The 17503-nt window shown below is 69.3% G+C and carries 20 protein-coding genes; 9 read left to right on the top strand and 11 right to left on the bottom strand.

Features of this window, described 5'->3' with window-relative positions:
* Positions 1–120: 120 nt before the first annotated feature.
* Positions 121–825 (bottom strand): anti-sigma factor, encoded by a 705-nt coding sequence (locus AC1RSK_RS04895; RefSeq protein ID WP_492906062.1) that lies wholly within the window; start codon positions 823–825, stop codon positions 121–123.
* Entirely contained in the window at positions 822–1385 is a 564-nt protein-coding gene (locus tag AC1RSK_RS04890; RefSeq protein WP_492906060.1) for a sigma-70 family RNA polymerase sigma factor, read from the bottom strand. Before AC1RSK_RS04890 ends, AC1RSK_RS04895 begins: the two co-directional genes overlap by 4 nt.
* Positions 1386–1928: 543 nt before the next feature.
* On the opposite strand from AC1RSK_RS04890, the gene AC1RSK_RS04885 reads away from it, so the two are divergent.
* From AC1RSK_RS04885 to mdoH, 3 genes are all read left to right on the top strand, one after another.
* Positions 1929–3158 (top strand): acyltransferase family protein, encoded by a 1230-nt coding sequence (locus AC1RSK_RS04885; RefSeq protein WP_492906058.1) that lies wholly within the window; start codon positions 1929–1931, stop codon positions 3156–3158.
* Positions 3155–3838 carry a DUF998 domain-containing protein gene (locus AC1RSK_RS04880; protein WP_492906056.1) on the top strand — a complete coding sequence of 228 codons (684 nt, stop codon included), beginning with the start codon at positions 3155–3157 and terminating at the stop codon, positions 3836–3838. The genes AC1RSK_RS04885 and AC1RSK_RS04880 overlap by 4 nt, the downstream gene beginning before the upstream one ends.
* A 197-nt stretch (positions 3839–4035) precedes the next feature.
* On the top strand, positions 4036–6036 hold the full coding sequence (mdoH, locus tag AC1RSK_RS04875; protein ID WP_492906054.1) for a glucans biosynthesis glucosyltransferase MdoH: 2001 nt from the start codon (positions 4036–4038) through the stop codon (positions 6034–6036).
* 175 nt (positions 6037–6211) lie between these two features.
* On the opposite strand, the gene AC1RSK_RS04870 is transcribed toward mdoH, so the two are convergent.
* The 4 genes from AC1RSK_RS04870 to AC1RSK_RS04855 form a co-directional block, all read right to left on the bottom strand.
* A complete protein-coding gene (locus tag AC1RSK_RS04870) occupies positions 6212–6745 on the bottom strand; it encodes a MarR family winged helix-turn-helix transcriptional regulator (protein ID WP_492906052.1) in 534 nt (177 codons plus the stop codon).
* A gap of 84 nt (positions 6746–6829) precedes the next feature.
* Positions 6830–7468 (bottom strand): septation protein A, encoded by a 639-nt coding sequence (locus AC1RSK_RS04865; RefSeq protein ID WP_492906050.1) that lies wholly within the window; start codon positions 7466–7468, stop codon positions 6830–6832.
* Between the two features lie 9 nt (positions 7469–7477).
* On the bottom strand, positions 7478–8407 hold the full coding sequence (gene ftsY, locus AC1RSK_RS04860) for a signal recognition particle-docking protein FtsY (protein ID WP_492906048.1): 930 nt from the start codon (positions 8405–8407) through the stop codon (positions 7478–7480).
* Between the two features lie 44 nt (positions 8408–8451).
* A complete protein-coding gene (locus AC1RSK_RS04855; protein WP_492906046.1) occupies positions 8452–8643 on the bottom strand; it encodes a hypothetical protein in 192 nt (63 codons plus the stop codon).
* Between the two features lie 64 nt (positions 8644–8707).
* Between AC1RSK_RS04855 and AC1RSK_RS04850 the strand changes: the two genes are divergently transcribed.
* Positions 8708–9343: a trimeric intracellular cation channel family protein gene (locus tag AC1RSK_RS04850; RefSeq protein ID WP_492906044.1), complete on the top strand. Its 636-nt coding sequence runs from the start codon at positions 8708–8710 to the stop codon at positions 9341–9343.
* Between the two features lie 3 nt (positions 9344–9346).
* Here the strand turns inward: AC1RSK_RS04850 and AC1RSK_RS04845 are convergent, their stop codons facing one another.
* The 5 genes from AC1RSK_RS04845 to dapF all read right to left on the bottom strand — a co-directional run bounded on the left by AC1RSK_RS04845 (position 9347) and on the right by dapF (position 13335).
* Positions 9347–9541: a hypothetical protein gene (locus tag AC1RSK_RS04845; protein ID WP_492906042.1), complete on the bottom strand. Its 195-nt coding sequence runs from the start codon at positions 9539–9541 to the stop codon at positions 9347–9349.
* Between the two features lie 2 nt (positions 9542–9543).
* A complete protein-coding gene (locus AC1RSK_RS04840; RefSeq protein WP_492906040.1) occupies positions 9544–9666 on the bottom strand; it encodes a hypothetical protein in 123 nt (40 codons plus the stop codon).
* Between the two features lie 584 nt (positions 9667–10250).
* Positions 10251–11540: a tRNA (N(6)-L-threonylcarbamoyladenosine(37)-C(2))-methylthiotransferase MtaB gene (gene mtaB, locus AC1RSK_RS04835; protein WP_492906038.1), complete on the bottom strand. Its 1290-nt coding sequence runs from the start codon at positions 11538–11540 to the stop codon at positions 10251–10253.
* Positions 11537–12496: an SDR family NAD(P)-dependent oxidoreductase gene (locus AC1RSK_RS04830; protein WP_492906036.1), complete on the bottom strand. Its 960-nt coding sequence runs from the start codon at positions 12494–12496 to the stop codon at positions 11537–11539. Before AC1RSK_RS04830 ends, mtaB begins: the two co-directional genes overlap by 4 nt.
* Positions 12493–13335 (bottom strand): diaminopimelate epimerase, encoded by an 843-nt coding sequence (dapF, locus tag AC1RSK_RS04825; protein WP_492906034.1) that lies wholly within the window; start codon positions 13333–13335, stop codon positions 12493–12495. Before dapF ends, AC1RSK_RS04830 begins: the two co-directional genes overlap by 4 nt.
* 213 nt (positions 13336–13548) lie before the next feature.
* Between dapF and AC1RSK_RS04820 the strand changes: the two genes are divergently transcribed.
* The 5 genes from AC1RSK_RS04820 (at position 13549) to AC1RSK_RS04800 (ending at position 17336) form a co-directional block, all read left to right on the top strand.
* Positions 13549–14343 (top strand): potassium channel family protein, encoded by a 795-nt coding sequence (locus AC1RSK_RS04820; protein ID WP_492906032.1) that lies wholly within the window; start codon positions 13549–13551, stop codon positions 14341–14343.
* Between the two features lie 7 nt (positions 14344–14350).
* Complete coding sequence (locus AC1RSK_RS04815; protein WP_492906030.1) at positions 14351–15103, top strand: sulfite exporter TauE/SafE family protein; 753 nt, start codon at positions 14351–14353, stop codon at positions 15101–15103.
* A 100-nt stretch (positions 15104–15203) separates the two neighbouring features.
* Positions 15204–16295, top strand: a complete 1092-nt coding sequence (gene ada, locus AC1RSK_RS04810; protein ID WP_492906028.1) for a bifunctional DNA-binding transcriptional regulator/O6-methylguanine-DNA methyltransferase Ada — start codon at positions 15204–15206, stop codon at positions 16293–16295.
* Positions 16292–17002, top strand: a complete 711-nt coding sequence (locus tag AC1RSK_RS04805; RefSeq protein ID WP_492906026.1) for a 2OG-Fe(II) oxygenase — start codon at positions 16292–16294, stop codon at positions 17000–17002. Before ada ends, AC1RSK_RS04805 begins: the two co-directional genes overlap by 4 nt.
* Before the next feature lie 91 nt (positions 17003–17093).
* Positions 17094–17336, top strand: coding sequence for a DUF3297 family protein (locus AC1RSK_RS04800; protein ID WP_492906025.1), 243 nt, complete (start codon positions 17094–17096; stop codon positions 17334–17336).
* The last annotated feature ends 167 nt before the right edge of the window (positions 17337–17503 follow it).

The following is a 17503-nucleotide window of genomic DNA, read 5'->3' as shown; positions in this document are numbered from 1 at the left end:
GCCGGCCCGAGGACAGGCTCCGGCCGGGTGGGGAAGCAGGTTCCCGCCATCTGAGTTCTGTGGCCGATTCCCCACCCGGCGCGCAACGCGCGCCTGCCCTCCCCAAGTCGGGGAGGGAGGTTAGCCGATCGACAGCGGGCCAACCCCCAGGATCGGCCCCGTTGGCGCGCCCGTCGGCGAGCCACCTTCCGGCTCCCGTGAGATCGCCAACGCGGCGCCCTTGGCCTCGACCGGCAGGGTCACGCCCGCCAGCACCGTCGCGCCGCCGGCCTTGACCAGGCCCAGCGACCGGGGCGCTCCGCCATCGGCCGGCACGATCCACAGCTCAAGCGACCGCGCCTGCTCCTCGGTCAAGCCGATGGGCGTCACCACGATCCGCTTCAACTCCCCATCGACCGTGATCGCCGCCAGGGCCGGTCCGCCGTCGGGGGCGGCGACCAGGGCCGTCCAGGGGGCGGAGGCGACGAGCGGCGGCGCCACCGGGGTCGGGCTTGGGGCGACCAGAATGCCGATGGTGATGGCGGCGACGGCGATGGAAGCGGCGGTCAGGCCGCGCCAGACATCGAGATTGCTCCACCAATTGTCATTGGCCGCGCCCGGCGGCAGGCGCAGGCGCACCGCCTCCCAAACATGGGCGGAAGGGCGGACCTCGGGCGTGTCGTCGGCCAGGGCGGCGAGGCGTAGCTCCCAGGTCTCGACGGCCTCGGCGAAGCTGGCGTCGCTGGCCGCCAGGGTCTGGGCTTCAGCCAGGGCGGCGCCGTCGAGGACGCCCAGCGCGTATTCGGCGGCGCGCAGGTCCTGTGGATGGGGGGGCGTGGCGCTCATGACTCGAGGCAGACCTTCAGGGTCATCAGACCCTTGCGGATCCAGGTCTTCACCGTGCCGAGCGGCTTGCCGGCCGCCTGGGCCAGGTCGCTGTAGGACAGGCCGCCGAAGAAGGCGCGGCGGATCAGGCCGGCGTGGTCGGGGTCGAGGCTGTCGAGGCAACGTCTGAGGCGGCGGCTGTCCTCGCTCCGGGCCAGCTGGCTCTCAGCGTCGGGGCCGGGATCGGCCAGCGCCAGGGCCCCGTCGATCGGGCCCGAGCTGCGCACCACGCGGGCCCCGGAGGCCCTCAAGCGATCGATGGCGCGATTGCGGGCGATGGCGGCCGGCCAGGTGATCGGGCTGGCCTTGGCGGCGTCGTAGGCGGCGGCCCGCTTCCAGACGGTGAGGTAGACCTCCTGCAGCACCTCCTCGGCCTGGGCGTCGTCGCGGACGATGCGCAGGCAGACGCCGTAGAGCTTGGCGGAAGTGGACTTGTAGAGCTCAGCCATGGCCGCCCGGTCGCCGCGCGCCACTTGTCCGAGCGCGCGCTTCAGGCGCTCGCGGTCCAGATCGGTCGTCATGCCCCTCCCCCAGGCGCCGGGCCGCGATCCCGGCAGGGCGCCGTCCCCGCTCCCTTGAGATGCGACGGCGCCATGGCGCGTCGGGCTGGCGACGTAACTCATGGTCTGCAGATACGCGCCGGCCGGCGATTTGGATTTGCCGCGATCTTTTTCGCCCCGCCGTTGATCCGGCCCGACCGCGCCTGCGTAGCTGTTGTTGGGAGCCTCACGCCGGTCCAGCAGACGGCGGCTTTCCGACAACGCGGCGCTCCTTGGGGCGCGTACCTGCTTTAAAGGCGCCGCCAGGGCGGGGCCGGCCTCACTCCCCCCCGACGACTGGCCGGTCCCGTCCGATCCCCCCCGTGACGCGCCGGACACATTGTGCGGTCCGGTTTGAGGCATAGTGACCCGGCGATGACGAATCGCCGGGCGCGGAACCCCCGCGCCGCCTAGGTATTTCGGGCCTTTGCGGCCAGATGTCGGGAGATCAGGGGTGTGATCGGTCAGGGCAGACACCGCCTCGGACGTGGACTTTTTCGTCCGCGGGCGTCATAGGACCGCCCCGTGTCCCCTCCCCCCACATCCAACAGCCGCAGGGCGGATCTGGACTGGCTGCGCATCGGCGCGCTGGGCCTGCTGATCCTGTACCATGTGGGGCTGGCCTACACGCCCTGGGACTGGCACCTGAACAGCCGGCATCGCTTTGGTTTCATGGAGGAAGTCATCCTCCTGACCTCGCCCTGGCGCCTGACCCTGCTGTTCCTCGTCTCCGGCGCGGCGCTGCGGCTGATGAGCCGCAAGTACGAAGCCAAGGAGGTGCTCAAGCAGCGGTTCGCGCGGCTGGCGCCGCCGCTGCTATTCGGGACCCTGTTCCTGGTGCCGCCGCAGGGTTGGGCCGAGACCACCGCCAAGGACGGCTATACGGGCAGCATCCTCGACTGGTGGATCAGCGAGTTCAGCCTCAGGGGCTGGGCCGACGGCATCCCGATCAACCACCTGTGGTTCGTGCTCTACATCGCCGTCTACAGTCTCGTGGCCGTGGCCCTGCTGACCCGGCCCGCCTGGATCGCCAGGGCCGAGGATTGGCTGGCGCGCGCGCTGACCGGCTGGAAGCTGCTGGTGCTGCCGATCCTGTATCTGGCCGTCGTGCGCCAGCTGCTGTTCCCCTGGTTCGGGCTGAACAACCAGATCCAGCATGACTGGTACAATCACGCCTCCTCGCTGGGCGTCTTCCTGTTCGGCTTCCTCGTCGTCGGCCAGGCGGGCATCTGGGCGCAGCTGGAACGCCTTCGCTTCGTCGCCCTGCCGGTGGCGCTGGTCTCGGTCGGCTGCCTGATGGCGCTGCACGCCCACCCGGGCGGCGAGGCCTTCTTCGGCTCGGTCAAGAACACGATGTTCGCGGTCAACCAGTGGGCCACGGTCTGCGCGGCGCTCGGCTTCGCCAGCCGCCACCTGCGCGGCGCCGACAACGCCGTGAAGCGCTATCTGAACGACGCCATCTTCCCGGTTTACATGGCCCACCAGACCATCCTGGTGCTGACCCTGTTCGTGCTGGCGCCCCAGGGCCTGCCGGCCTGGATCGAGGCGCCGCTGTTCGTCTTCATCACCTTCGCCGGCAGCCTGGCGGTCTATGAGGCGGTGCGCCGTTTCAATCCCCTGCGGCCGCTGTGGGGCCTGAAGCCCCTGGGCCCCAAGGCGCCGCCGGAGCCCAGCCCGGCCCGCCTGGTGCTGATCGCCGCCCTGCGCAACGACGCCGCCCCGCTTGGCGAGCCGGCGGGAGCCCAGACGGCGTGATCCTCGACGACCTGGCCGCCCAGTTCGCAACCGGCCAGCGCTGGCGTCGCCGCCGCATCCTGCTGGCCATCGCCGTCGCCGCGCCCATCTTCGCCTTCCTCGCCGTGGTGGCGGCGGTTCTGGCCTACCCCGGCTACAACAACGCCACCCAGTTCCTCAGCGAGCTGGGCGGGACCACCGCCCGCTATCCCTGGCTGTTCAACGGCGGGGTGCTGATCAGCGGCGTCGGCGCGGCGGTGGCCGGGGTCGGCTTCGGCCTGGCGCTGGTGGCGCTGGGCGGCTCGCGGGTCGCGGCCGGCGGGGTCGTGCTCTGTTTCGTGCTGGCCGGGATCGGCATGGTGGTCTCCAGCCTGATCGCCTGGCCCAACCCCTGGCACCTGCTGATCAACCTCGGCCTCGGCATCATCCTGGCCCCGCTGTTCCTGATCTGGGGCCTGTGGCGCATCGAGGCGATGGGGCCGATGAAGCTGTTCCTGGCCGCTATCAGCCTGATCAACCTGTTGATGGCGCTGATCACCAACCACCGCATCTGGTACGGCATCGTGAACCCCCAGAACGTCGGCTGGTGGGAGAGCGCCTTCGCCATCCTGCTGGTGGGCTGGACGGGAATCGCCGCCTATGGTCTGGAGCGTCGGCTCTACCGACTGGCGCAATCACAAAGCGTTTCTGACATCTTCTGAACACGCAACTGTCACGGTCCGGTCATAGCCGTGCAGACCCGGTGCATTTTTGGGCGCCGATCGCTCTGGAAGCGATTTTCCGGCTTCCATCGCAGCGCAACATAACGTATCCGTGATAATCACGTTACCAGCCTCCCGGAGACTCGGTTGGCGCGCTCTCCGGGGCGGGACGGACACCTTTTGACGGCGGTTTTCCCATGGACGGCACGAGCAATCTCGCCCTGCGCTACGAGCATGATGACCGTGCGTACGCGCCGCTGGGCGAGCCTTGGCTGCCGCCGGAATCGCCGATGGACATGCCGCGCCAGTCGTTCGGCGCCGATGCGCCGAAACTCGCCAAGGCCCCCGTCACCTCGCCGGCCAACATCGGCGCCCGCCGCTTCATCCTGTTCGCCGCCAGCTGGCTGCTGACCGCCCTGATCGCCGCCACCCCGCTGCAGCTCTACATGCGCGACGGCTTCACCCCGCTCGAGGGGATCGGCCTTGGCCTGTTCGTCGTCCTGGTCTCGGCGGTGTCGACCTGGTTCTGCAGCGCCGTCGCCGGCTTCTGGGTGCTGAAGAACCGCCAGGAAGACATCTTCGACTTCCCGGCCATCGTGCCGGCCCCGCGGGTCAAGACCGCCCTGCTGATGCCGCTCTACAACGAAGACCCCGCCGCCACGCTGGCCCGCCTGGCCCGCATCGAGCGGTCGCTGAGCATGCTGGGCGTCGCCCACTGGTTCGACCTCTTCGTGCTGAGCGATACGACCAACGAGGCCATCGCCGCCCAGGAGCGCGTGCAGTTCTCAGCCCTGCGGGCCCGCAGCCGCTGCGCCACCTACTACCGTCGCCGGCCCAAGAACGTCGAGCGCAAGGCCGGCAACATCAGCGACTGGGTCACCCGCTGGGGCGGCGGCTACGAGCACATGATCATCCTCGACGCCGACAGCGTGATGAGCGGCGAGACCGTCGTGAAGCTGGTCGACGCCATGGAGCGCCACCCGGGCATGGGGCTCCTGCAGACCACCCCGGTGATCATCGGCGCCGAGACCCTCTATGCCCGCGCCCAGCAGTTCAGCGTCCGCATGTTCGGCAAGGTCGCCTCGGCGGGTCTTGCCTGGTGGACCGGCGCCGAGAGCAGCTACTGGGGCCACAACGCCATCGTCCGGGTGAAGGCGTTCGCGTCCTGCTCGGGCCTGCCGGTGCTGCCGGGCAAGAAGCCGTTCGGCGGCCACATCCTCAGCCATGACGTGGTCGAGGCGGCCCTGCTGCGCCGCGGCGGCTGGGCGGTGCACGTCACCCCGGTGCTCGACGGTTCGACCGAAGAGACCCCGCCCTCGATGATCGAGTTCATGAAGCGCGACCGCCGCTGGGCGCAGGGCAACCTGCAGCACCTGGGCCTGCTGTTCGCGCCGGGCCTGCACCCGATCAGCCGCCTGCAGCTGTTCTTCGGCATGCTCTGCTATCTGGTCTCGCCCATCTGGCTGCTGTCGCTGATCGTCGGCCTGGGCATCCAGGCGCAGATCACCCTGACCATGCCCGAGTACTGGCGCCTGCTGGCCCCGGTGAAGTACGACCCGATCATCTGGGCCTCGCTGCTGACTGTCCTGATGCTGATCGGTCCCAAGGTGCTGGGCCTGGCCCTGACCCTGAGCCGGCCGGAGGAGCGCGCCAAGTTCGGCGGCGCCTTCGCCATCCTCAAGAGCGCCGCCTTCGAAACCGCCTACTCGGCCGTCATGGCCCCGGTGATGATGGTCGGCCACAGCCGCATCGTCTTCGAGGTGCTGATGGGCCGCGACGCCGGCTGGTCGACCCAGACCCGCGAGGGCGAGACCCTCTCTTACAAGGACGCCTTCCGCGCCCACCGCTGGGAGATCAACACCGGCCTGCTGTTCGCCAGCATGCTGATCCTGGCCCCGCAGCTGACGATCTGGTTCGCCCCCATCATCCTGCCGCTGATCGCCTCGCCGTTCATCGCCGTGGCCACCAGCCGCAAGGACCTCGGCGCCCTGGCCGGACGCCTGGGCCTGCTGGTCACGCCGGAAGAGGTGACCGAGCGCAGCGAAGCGCTGGGCGCCCAGATCCACCAGTTGTTCCCGGTGGTCGACGATCGTCATGCGACGGTGATGGACCTGGACCTGCCGGAAACCTCGGTGTTCTGGCCGAACCTGATCGCGACGCAGCGGCGAGCGATGCCGGCTTCAGCGACGGTGCATTAGGAACCTCCCTCCCCGAATGGGGAGGGCAGGCGCGCGTTGCGCGCCGGGTGGGGAAGTGGATCACCACACCCCGCCGGTTATGCTTCTCGGTGCCCGATCTCGAAGGTCAGTGACCGACTTCCCCACCCGACGCGCGTAACCGCGCGTCTGCCCTCCCCAATTCGGGGAGGGAGGGCTAAGCCGCCTTCGCCAGCTTCTCTTTCTTCTTCTTGGCCTTCTTCTCCGCCTTGGCCGGCTTGTCGGCCTTGGGCGTCTTGGCCTTCTTCTCGCGGGCCTCGCCAGCCGCCAGGATTTCCAGCGCCTCCAGCAGGCCATCGCGCTTGCCCTTGGGCAGCAGGGCCATCAGGGCGGCGTCGGCGGCGGCGGTCTTTGGTCCGATCGACTCCAGGGCCTCGCGGCCGGTGTCGGTGAGCCGGACGGCGTTGGCCCGGGCGTCGAGGGCGGAGCGTTCGCGGGCCAGCAGGCCCTTGTCGATCATCCGGGCGACCATGTCGGCCAGGGTCGAGCGGTCGATGCCGGTGGAGGCGACCAGGTCGGCCTGGGCGGCGCCCTCCTTCTCGGCGACGGCGGCGAGCACGGCGTGCTGGCGCTGGGTCACCGCGCCGGGACCGGCCTGCGCGGCGTAGAGATCGAGCGCCCGCTGGGCGGCCCTGTGCAGCAGGTGGCCCACCGAAGCAGCGGCCCGTTTGCCCGACTTGTCTTTCGCCATAATCCCCTCCGGTTCATCGACCGCCTGCGGAGCTTAATCGGCCTCGGTGTAGGTTTGACGACAGATCATTCACTCGATGCCCCGTCACTCGATGATCGGCGGGGCGGCCGTGGCTTCCTCCGGATCGGTCGGCGGGCCGCCGGCGTTTTCCGCCTGCTTCATGCCGCGCATGATCAACGGCCCCTGGCTCAAGGAGAACAGGACGGTCAGGCCGAGGATGCCGAACACCTTGAAGGTCGCCCAGAGGCTCTCCGACTGGGTGCGCCAGACGACCTCGTTGAGGATGGCCATGGCGAAGAAGAACAGGCCGTAGCGCAGGGTGAAGGTGCGCCAGACGGCGTCGCTCATCACCAGTTCCGAGCCCATCAGCATCTTCAACACGTTCTTCCGGGCCAGGAGGCCACCGAGCAGGATGACGCCGAACAGGGTCATGGTGATGGTCGGCTTGAGCTTCAGGAAGATGGGGTCCTTGAAGACGACCGTCAGCGTGCCGAACACCAGGGCCAGAACGCCGGAGATCAGCGGCATGGGGGCCAAGCGCTTCTCGACGACATAGCCGACGACCAGCGCGATCGCCGATCCGGCCACCAGCCACCAGGCGGCGGCGACCAGACTGTGGGTGACCAGATAGCCGATAAAGAAGGCGACCAGGCCGCCGAAGTCGACGGCGGTGCGGATCCAGCCATGGGATTTTTTCGCAGGCGCGGAGGGCGTCTCAGTCATGGTCTTCCTTTACGCGTCCAGCCCAACCAGGGACCGGGAAAACGCCCGGGCGTCGAAAGGTTGCAGATCGTCGATGCCCTCGCCGACGCCGATCAGCTTGATGGGCGAATCGGAGGCCTGGGCGACCGGCACCAGAACGCCGCCGCGGGCGGTGCCGTCGAGCTTGGTCATGACGATGCCGGAGACGCCGATCTGGTTGCCGAACAGGTTTTCCTGGCTCAGCGCATTGCGCCCGACGGTGGCGTCGAGGACCAGCAGGGTCTCGTGCGGAGCCTCCGGATCGACCTTCTTCAGGACGCGGATGACCTTCAAGAGTTCGTCCATCAGCCCCTGCTTGTTCTGCAGCCGGCCGGCGGTGTCGATGAGGACCACGTCGTATCCCTCGGCCTTGGCCTTCTCGACGGCGTCGAAGGCCAGGCCCGCCGCATCGGCGCCGGTGGGACGGCTCATGAAGTCAGCCTTGGCGCGGGTCGCCCAGATCTGCAGCTGCTCGACGGCGGCGGCGCGGAAGGTGTCGCCGGCGACGATCAGCACCTTGGCCCCCTTGCCGGTCAGGTCGGCGGCGATCTTGCCGAGCGTCGTGGTCTTGCCCGAGCCGTTGACGCCGATGAACAGCACCACATAGGGCTTGGGCCCCGACAGCGGGTCGAAGTCCCCTTCCCGGCTGACCAGTTCCTTGGCCACCAGATCGGCGAGGGCTTCCTTGACCTCCTGGTCGGAGACCGACTTGCCGAACTTGGCGTCGCTGAAGGCCTGGGTGATGCGGCCGGCGGCGTAGGGGCCGAGGTCGGCCTCGATCAGCATCTCCTCCAGCTCGTCGAGCTGGGCCTGGTCGAGGGGACGTCGGAAGATTTCGGTGACCTGCTGGGTCATCGCCTGGGAGGAGCGGGAAAGCCCGCTGGTCAGGCGCTGGAACCAGCCTTGTTTCTGTTCAGCCATGGGCGGGGTTTAGCCTGCCTTGCCTCGCCACGAAAGCCGCGCGCTCACCGGTCCTTGCGCGGTGGGGAGCGCGGCAGGGGCATGGCCAGCATGTCGGCCAGATCCTGGTCGGTATTGTTGTCCACAATGGCCTTGAGGGTGCGGTCGGTGAGCGCCTCGGGACCATCCGGCCGGCCGAGCAGAACGGCCAGCTTGACCGCCCATTTGCGCATCCGAAGGTCGATCACCTCGCCCATGGGTTCAGCCTGCGCCCGGCGCGGCGGGCTTTCAAGCCGCCGCCGCACGGCCTAGAGACGAACCATGCCGCCAACCCTGCCCAACCTCGACCTGGCCTTCCTGCTGTTCGACTACGCCGCCGTGCTGGTGTTCGGCGCCACGGGAGCGCTGGCGGCGGCGCGGCGGGGGCATGACATCGTCACCTTCGCCTTCTTCGCGGCGATGACCGGGGTCGGCGGCGGCACCTTGCGCGACCTGCTGATCGGGGCGCCGGTGTTCTGGATCAACAGCCCCGGCTACCTGCTGGCCTGTATCGTGGCGGCGGTGGTGGTCTGGGCTGTCGGGCGGCGAACCTGGCGGCTGAGCGCCCTGCTGTGGCTCGATGCGGTGGGGATGGCGGCCTACTGTATCGTCGGGGCGGCCAAGGCCCTGTCGCTGGGGGTGCATCCGGTGTCGGCCGTGGTCATGGGGATGATGACGGCCTGCTTTGGCGGGGTGCTGCGCGATGTGGTGGCCGGCGAGCCGTCGATCCTGCTGCAGCGGGAGATCTATGTGACGGCGACGATCCTGGGGGCGGCGGTGTTCGTGGTGCTGGCCGTGCTGGGGGTGGACCGGATCCTGGCGGGGCTGATCGGGTTTGGCTGCGCCTTCGCGCTGCGAGGGGCGGCGATCCGATGGAAGCTGCGCCTGCCGGAGTTTCAGGGGCGGGAGCCGGAATAGGCTCTACCCCCGGGGGTGCAGGGCGGCGTCGCGCAGGCTGGCGAATTCTTCCGGCGTGCAGAGGGGGACGTCCGCGATGGCCGGCGGCGGCTCGGCAGACAGCGGGGCGAGGGCCGGACGCTGGGATTGTCCGGTGATCCAGCGCCAGGGGTTGAAGGGGTGGGTCATGGTCGGTTCCGTCTTTCGGGGCTTGGCCATCCTCAGCGAGGATCCAGGGCGGCGCGCTCGGCTTCCAGGGCCGCGACCTCTCGCAGGCGCCAGGAGCGGGCGAGATCGGCGAACTTCTCGCGCTCGACAATCAGGCTGACAACGCGAGCCAGCAACTCCAGCTCTTCAGCCCTCAATCGGCAAATATTTGAACTCGCAAGGTGCATGATGCAGCCAGAACGGGTTCATGGCGCTGATGTTCCGCAAAACGGGAATATATTTAAATAAAAGTGGTGATGGTTGAATTATAATTTCCGTTAACACTTATCGTATGCCTTTGTTTTGTCTGATTTTGTACTGCTTATCGGCTAAAATCACCCATAAATATTTGCAACTTACTCACATTAACGATTGTCATCTAAATACGGTTGCTGATCAACACAATCCCGACAGCCTCTGACCGACTTCCCCACCCGGCAGGGCTATCGCATATGGAACCAGCTGGCCAAGACTGGGGCAGCCGCCGTGAGTGTTCCCTTCTCCGTCGGCGGTGGGAGAAGGTGGCGCGAAGCGCCGGATGAGGGGTCGATAGGTCTTTCAGCTGCGATGAGGCGGTGGCGACAGGCTGTATCGGAGGCCGGGGAGCCCCCTCATCCGCCCCCTCCGGGGGCACCTTCTCCCACGAGGGGAGAAGGGAGACCCGAGGCGAACTCACGAACATCCCGTCGACGCCTTATGCGCCCGCCCCTCTTTGGGGAGGTCAGGCCAGTTCGGCCAGGGCGCGGGCGCCGTCGTGGGCGGTGATGCGCATGGGGCGGAGAGAGCCGGGGGCGGCTTCGCCCTGGAAGGCGATTTCGGTGAAGTCAGGGGCGCGGGCGAAGCCGGGGCGTTCGACCAGGCCTTCCAGCACCTTGCCGACGCGGGCCTCGAGGTGGCGGACGAGCGCGGCCGCGCCGGCTTCGCGCAGGCGGGCGGCGCGGGCCTTGATGACCGGGCGCGGGACCGGCGGCATGCGGGCGGCCGGGGTGCCGGGGCGCGGGCTGTAGGGGAAGACGTGGAGGTAGGAGAGGCCCGCCTCCTCGACCAGCCTGACCGTGTTCTCGAAGGCTTCCTCGGTTTCGGTCGGGAAGCCGGCGATCAGGTCGCAGCCGAAGGCCACGTCGGGACGCACGGCCCGGACGTCAGCCACCAGCCTGAGAGCGTCGGCGCGCAGATGGCGGCGCTTCATGCGCTTGAGGATGAGGTCGTCGCCGGCCTGCAGCGACAGGTGCAGGTAGGGGACCAGGCGGGTCTCGGTGGCCAGCACCCGCATCAGGTCGGGGTCGATCTCGGCCGCGTCGATGCTGGAGAGCCGCAGGCGCGGCAGGCCGGGCACCAGCTTGAGGATACGGGCGACCAGCTGGCCGAGGGTCGGCGCGCCGGGCAGGTCGGCGCCCCAGCTGGTCAGGTCGACGCCGGTCAGCACCACCTCGTTCCAGCCCTCGGCGGCCAGGCGGCCGATGCGCTCGACGATCTCGCCGGCCGGGGCCGAGCGGCTGTTCCCGCGGCCATAGGGGATGATGCAGAAGGTGCAGCGGTGGTCGCAGCCGTTCTGGATCTCGACATAGGCGCGGGCCCGGTCCTTGAGGCCGTCGGACAGGTGGGCGGCGGTCTCGCGCACGCTCATGATGTCGTTGACGCGCACCCGGCCCAGCTCCGGCTGGGGCAGCAGGGCGCCGGGGGCGGCCTTTTCGGCGTTGCCGAGGACGAGGTCGATCTCGTCCATGGCCGCGAAGCCGGCCGGGTCGATCTGGGCGGCGCAGCCGGTGACGACGATGCGGGCGTTCGGGTTCTCGCGCCGGGCCTTGCGGATGGCCTGGCGGGCCTGGCGCACGGCCTCGCCGGTCACCGCGCAGGTGTTGAAGACGATGGCGTTCGAGACGCCGTCGGCCTCGGCCCGGGCGCGAATCTGCTCGGATTCATAGGCGTTCAGCCGGCAACCGAAGGTGACGACGCGCGTGCCAGCGTCGGTCTCGGCGACCTCGGGATGATCCAGGACGTCTTCGCTCACAGGATCGATCCCAGGGCCAGGCCGGTGAGGAAGCCCGACCCGTCCCCGTCCGACCCGTTTTCCCGCTCGCTGGCGGCGAGGCGATCATTGTACCGGGCCAGCCAGTCCGCGTTCTGGACACGCTGCTCGCCCATGAAGGACTCGAAGGCTTCCTTGTAGTCGGCATGCCACCGGCTGAGCGGCGGACGGCCGGCGGCGACGTCCTCGGCGGCCCAGCGGATGCGGGCGGCGTCGGTGACGCGGTCGACGTCGTTATCGGGGCAGAGGATGTAGAAGTCGCCGGCGGTAACGTTGGCCAGCATGAGGTCGATGACCTGATCGGCGGTCCAGGCGGCCGGCGGCTTCTCGGCCTGGCCGCGGGCGGTCATGCCGGTGAAGGTGTAGCCGGGGATCAGCAGGTGGGCGGTGACCTGGCAGCCGGGGGTGTTGCGCAGGGTGTGCTGCAGGCCTTCGGTCAGGACCTTCACACCGGCCTTGGTGACATTGTAGGCGGTGTCGCCGGGCGGGGTGGTGATGCCCTGCTTGGAGCCGGTGTTGATGATCAGGCCGGGGGCGCCCTGGTCGATCATCGTCTGGGCGAAGGCCTGGACGCCGTTGATGACGCCGAACAGGTTGACCTCGATCAGCGCCCGCCAGCGGTCGGGCCGCTCGATGGCCGAGCCGCCGCCGCCGATGCCGGCGTTGTTCATCAGCACATCGACGCCGCCGTACTGGGCCAGGGTCGCGTCGCGCAGGGCCTCGACGGCGCGCGGGTTGGAAACGTCGGTCGGCACGGCCATGGCCCGCTCGCCGCCGTTGAGCCCGGCGGTGGCGGCCAGCAGCTTCTCGGCGTCGATGTCGGCCAGCACGACGTTCAGGCCCATGGCCAGATAGCGGCGCGCGGCGGCCAGGCCGATGCCGTCGGCGGCGCCGGTGATGACGGCGGTGTGGCCGGGCTGCAGGGCGGGATGGGTCACGCCGCCACCGCTTCGGGCAGGCGGCCGGTGAACTCGACCTCGACCGGGCCGGTCATGATCACGTGGTTGTCGCTCTCGCGCCATTCGATGGTCAGCTCGCCGCCGTCCATGACCAGGGTGGCGCGGCGACCCGACAGCCCCCGGCGGGCCGCGGCGACCAGGGCGGCGCAGGCGCCGGTGCCGCAGGCGCGGGTCATGCCGGCGCCGCGCTCCCAGACGCGGAAGCGGATGCGCTCGGAGCTCTCGATGTGGGCGAAGCCGACGTTGACGGCCTCCGGGAACAGGGGGTGATGCTCCAGCATGCTGCCGAGGCCCCGCACCATCTCCTCCTCCGGCTCGTGGTCGAGGAAGAAGACGACGTGGGGGTTGCCCATGCTGACCGCGCCGGGCGGCTGCAGCGTCTGACCGACGGGGCCGGCGAGGACTTCGATGCGGCGGGTGTCCAGCTCCTCGCTGAGCGGGATCTGGCGCCAGTCGAGGCCGGGCTCGCCCATGTCGATGCTGATGGTCCCGGCCGGGCCGCGCGTGGCGTGCAGCAGGCCGGCGCCGGTCTCGATGACGGCGCTGTCCTTGCCGCTGGCCTCCATGAGCAGCCAGCCGACGCAGCGGGTGGCGTTGCCGCAGGCGTCGACCTCGCCGCCGTCGGCGTTCCAGATGCGCATGAAGGCGTCGGCGCGGTCGGAGGCTTCCAGCCCGATCAGCTGGTCGCAGCCGATGCCGCTGGCGCGGTCGGCGATGCGGCGCGCGTCGTCGGCCGAAGGGCGGAACGGCTGGTCACGGGCCTCGACGACGACGAAGTCGTTGCCGAGCCCGTTCATCTTGAGGAACGGACGGGACATTGAGCGGGCTATATAGGGGAAAATCGGCCGGATGGTGAGGGGGTGAGGCATTGCGGCGTCCACTTCCACCGATCGTCCTCGCGAAGGCGGGGACCCAAGCGCGGTTGGCGGCGCCTGTGAGGATGAGTAGGTCTGGAACCGACGAGGGTAGATCAGCCTATGCATGGGTCCCCGCCTTCGCGAGGACAGTCGGTTGATTGGGTGAGCGGGCGCGTGGAATCACAAGCGGCCAGGCATGATCGAAAGGGCCTGCGGCTGAGGGCCCGCCTGCGGGCGCTGTACCACGGCGATTCGCGCGTTGCGGTGAAGTTCCGGTTGGGCGTCATCGTGCTCGACCTGGCCATCGTCGCCTTCTTCGTGGCGGCGCCGATCCTGCGCGAGACGCGGGCCTTCTACGCTATCGACTACGCCATCGCCGCCTTCCTGGTGCTGGACCTGGGGGCGCGGTTCCTGGCCGCGCCGGACCTCAAGGCCTGGCTGAAACGGCCGCTGGTCTGGGTCGATCTGGCGGTGTTGCTGACCCTGCTGTTCCCGGTCTGGCTGGCCAACTTCGGCTTCCTGCGGGTGCTGCGGCTATGGACCCTGGTCGAGAGCGACTTCTTCTGGCGAACGGTCGGGCGCCGCTTCGACAACACCCGCTACGAGGAGCTGACCAAGGCCGGGGCGCGGCTGCTGACCTTCATCTTCGTCATCACCGGCTTCGTCTACGCCAGCTTCATCGGCCGCTACGAAGGCATCGGCGGCTGGGTGGACGCCCTCTACTGGACGGTGACCAGCCTGACGACGACCGGCTATGGCGACATCAGCCTGCCGGGGGTGTGGGGGCGCCTGCTGTCGATCGCGGTGATGTTGGTCGGGGTGTCGCTGTTCATCCGGCTGATGCAGGTGCTGGTGCGGCCGCACAAGGTGCGCCACGCCTGCCCCAAGTGCGCCCTGCTGCTGCACGACCCGGACGCGGTGCACTGCAAGGCCTGCGGCCAGGTGCTGTGCATCCCGAACGAAGAGTAGCGGCAGCATGGAGCCGCTCCTCCTGCTGGCCGGCGCCGGGTTGCTGGCCGGGGCGATGAACGCCCTGGCCGGCGGCGGCTCGTTCGTCAGCCTGCCGGCCCTGATCGCCGTCGGCGTGCCGTCGGTGGCGGCCAATGCCAGCAGCACCGTGGCCCTCTATCCGGGCGGGCTGGCCAGCGCCTGGGTCTATCGGTCGGGGCTGAACGACATCTGCGGCGTGCCGGCAAGGGCGATGCTGGCGGTGACCCTGATCGGCGGACTGGCGGGCAGCCTGCTGCTCTTGCTGACGCCGTCGGCGGCCTTTGACCTGGTGCTGCCCTGGCTGCTGCTGATCGCCACCCTGGCGCTGGCTTTCGGGCGGCGGGTCGCGCCCTGGCTGCAGGCCCACGTGCGGCTGGGGGCGGGACCGATCCTGGCGATCCAGTTCGGGCTGGGCGTCTATGGCGGCTATTTCGGCGGGGCGGTCGGGCTGATGATGCTGGCGGCCTGGAGCCTGCTGGGCCAGGTCGACCTGAAGGCGCTCAACCCGCCGCGCACCCTGATGGTCAGCGCCGCCAACACCGTGGCGGTGCTGTGCTTCGTGCTGGCTGGGGTGGTGCACTGGCGCGAGGCGCTGGTGCTGGGAGCGGCCGCCATCGTCGGCGGCTATCTGGGGGCGGTGGTCGGCAAGCGGCTGGATCCCCGGCTGACCCATGCGGCGACGGTGCTGCTGTCGGTGGGCATGACGGCGGCCTTCTTCGTGCGGGCGTGGCGCAGCTAGCGGCGGCGCCCTACCTTTCCGATTGCAGAGCAAGACCCGGAGCGCGGGCCCATCGGCATCCCTTCAAAGTGTGGCCAACACCGATGAAAGGGATCAAGCCATGAGCACCGTTCTCGCCTTCAGGCCCACGATGACTTCGAACAAGACCCCCACCGAGCTGGACCCGCGCTGGCCGCGCGTGCAGGCGCGCGACGCCAGCGCCGACGGGGCGTTCTTCTATTCGGTCGCCACGACCGGCGTGTACTGCCGCCCCTCCTGCGCCGCCCGGCCGGCCAATCCGAAGAATGTCGGCTTCCACCTGACGACGGCCGAGGCCGAAGCGGCGGGGTTCCGGCCCTGCAAGCGCTGCAAGCCCGACCAGCCGCCGAAGGCCGAGCGCGACGCCGCCCTGATCGCCGGCGTCTGCCGGATCATCGAGGCGGCCGAGGAGCCGCCGGCCCTGGAGGCCCTGGCCCGGGCGGCGAACCTGTCGCCGCACCACTTCCACCGGCTGTTCAAGGCCGTCACCGGGGTGACCCCCAAGGCCTATGCCGACGCCCACCGGGCCATGCGGCTGCGCGAGGGGCTGGAAACGGCGGCATCCGTGACCGAGGCCATCTATGACGCCGGCTTCAACTCCGCCGGCCGGTTCTATGAGGCGTCGGATGCGTTGCTCGGCATGACGCCGGGCGCCTATCGGGCCGGCGGCGTCGGGGCCGAGATCCGGTTCGCGGTCGGCGAGTGTTCGCTGGGCGCCATCCTGGTCGCCCGCAGCGACAAGGGGGTCTGCGCCATCCTGATGGATGACGACCCAGACGTCCTGGTCCGCGACCTGCAGGACCGCTTCCCCAAGGCGCGGCTGGTGGGTGGTGACGCCGGGTTCGAGCAGCTGGTGGCGCGGGTGGTGGGGCTGGTGGAACAGCCGGGGATCGGCCTGGATCTGCCGCTCGACGTGCGCGGCACCGCCTTCCAGCAGCGGGTCTGGCAGGCCCTGCGCGACATTCCGGCCGGGACGACGGCGACCTATCGCGATATCGCGGAGAAGATCGGCCAGCCGAGCGCCGTCCGCGCCGTGGCCGGGGCCTGCGCCGCCAACGCGCTGGCCATCGCCATCCCCTGCCACCGGGTGGTGCGCAACGACGGTTCGCTGTCGGGCTATCGCTGGGGCGTCGAGCGCAAGCAGGCGCTGATCAACCGCGAGAAGGCGGCGTGAGCGGCGGCAGCGGACGGCTGGCGGCGGTGGACTGGACCGTCGTCGCCGGCGATCTCGACGCGCAGGGCTTCGCTGTGCTGCCTGGTCTGTTGCGGCCCGAGGAATGTGAGCGGATCGCCGGGCTGTACGACCAGCCCGGCGGTTTCCGCAGTCAGGTGATCATGGCCCGCCACGGCTTCGGCCGAGGGGAGTACCGATACTTCAGCTATCCCCTGCCCGCCCTGGTCCAGGGCCTGCGCGAGCGGATGTGGCCGTATCTGGCGCCGATCGCCAACCGCTGGAACGAGGCAATGGGCATGGCGGCGCGGTTCCCGGAGACCCACGCCGATTTCCTCACGCGCTGCCATGAGGCCGGGCAGAAGCGGCCGACGCCGTTGCTCCTGCGCTACGGGCCCGGCGACTACAATTGCCTGCATCAGGACCTCTACGGCGAGCATGTCTTCCCGCTTCAGGCCGCCGTGCTGCTCAGCCAGCCGGGCCGCGACTTCGAAGGGGGCGAGCTGGTGCTGACCGAACAGCGGCCGCGGATGCAGTCACGGGTGATGGTGGTTCCGCTCCGCCAGGGCGACGGCGTGGTGTTCGCGGTCAACAGCCGGCCGGTCGCGGGGACGCGCGGGACCTACCGCGTCACCATGCGCCACGGGGTCAGCGCCCTGCGCTCGGGATCGCGCCATACGCTGGGGGTGATCTTCCACGACGCGGCCTAGAACCCGCCCCAGTCATCCTTCGGTTGGGCGAAGGATGACAGATGAAGGAAGGGCCGCTATCAACCGCGCCTCACATCTATCGAGACTGACCATGGCCGACGAACTCCCCGACCGCCTCTGCACCAACCCGCGCAGCCCCTACTACAACGAGGACCTGCTGCAGCAGGGCATCGGCATCAAGTTCCGCGGCGAGGAAAAGACCAACGTCGACGAGTACTGCGTCAGCGAAGGCTGGGTGAAGGTCGCCGTCGGCAACAAGGTCGACCGCAAGGGCAACCCGATGACCATCAAGCTGACCGGCCCGGTCGAGCCGTACTTCAAGCCGAACGAGTAGCGCGCCGGCGCCCTGCGGCGCCACCCTCCTAAATTCCGACTTCCCCGACGAAAGTCGGGGCCCAGAGGCCGCGTTGATCAAGGGTTCGCGCTGATCAGCGCCTCGACCTTCATACGAATTGCCAGCTGGGCCCCGACTTTCGTCGGGGTGATCGGATGAAGGGGGTC

Source organism: Caulobacter sp. GW821-FHT11A05 (assembly GCF_058809015.1).
This window is presented reverse-complemented; position numbering and strand designations above follow the sequence as displayed.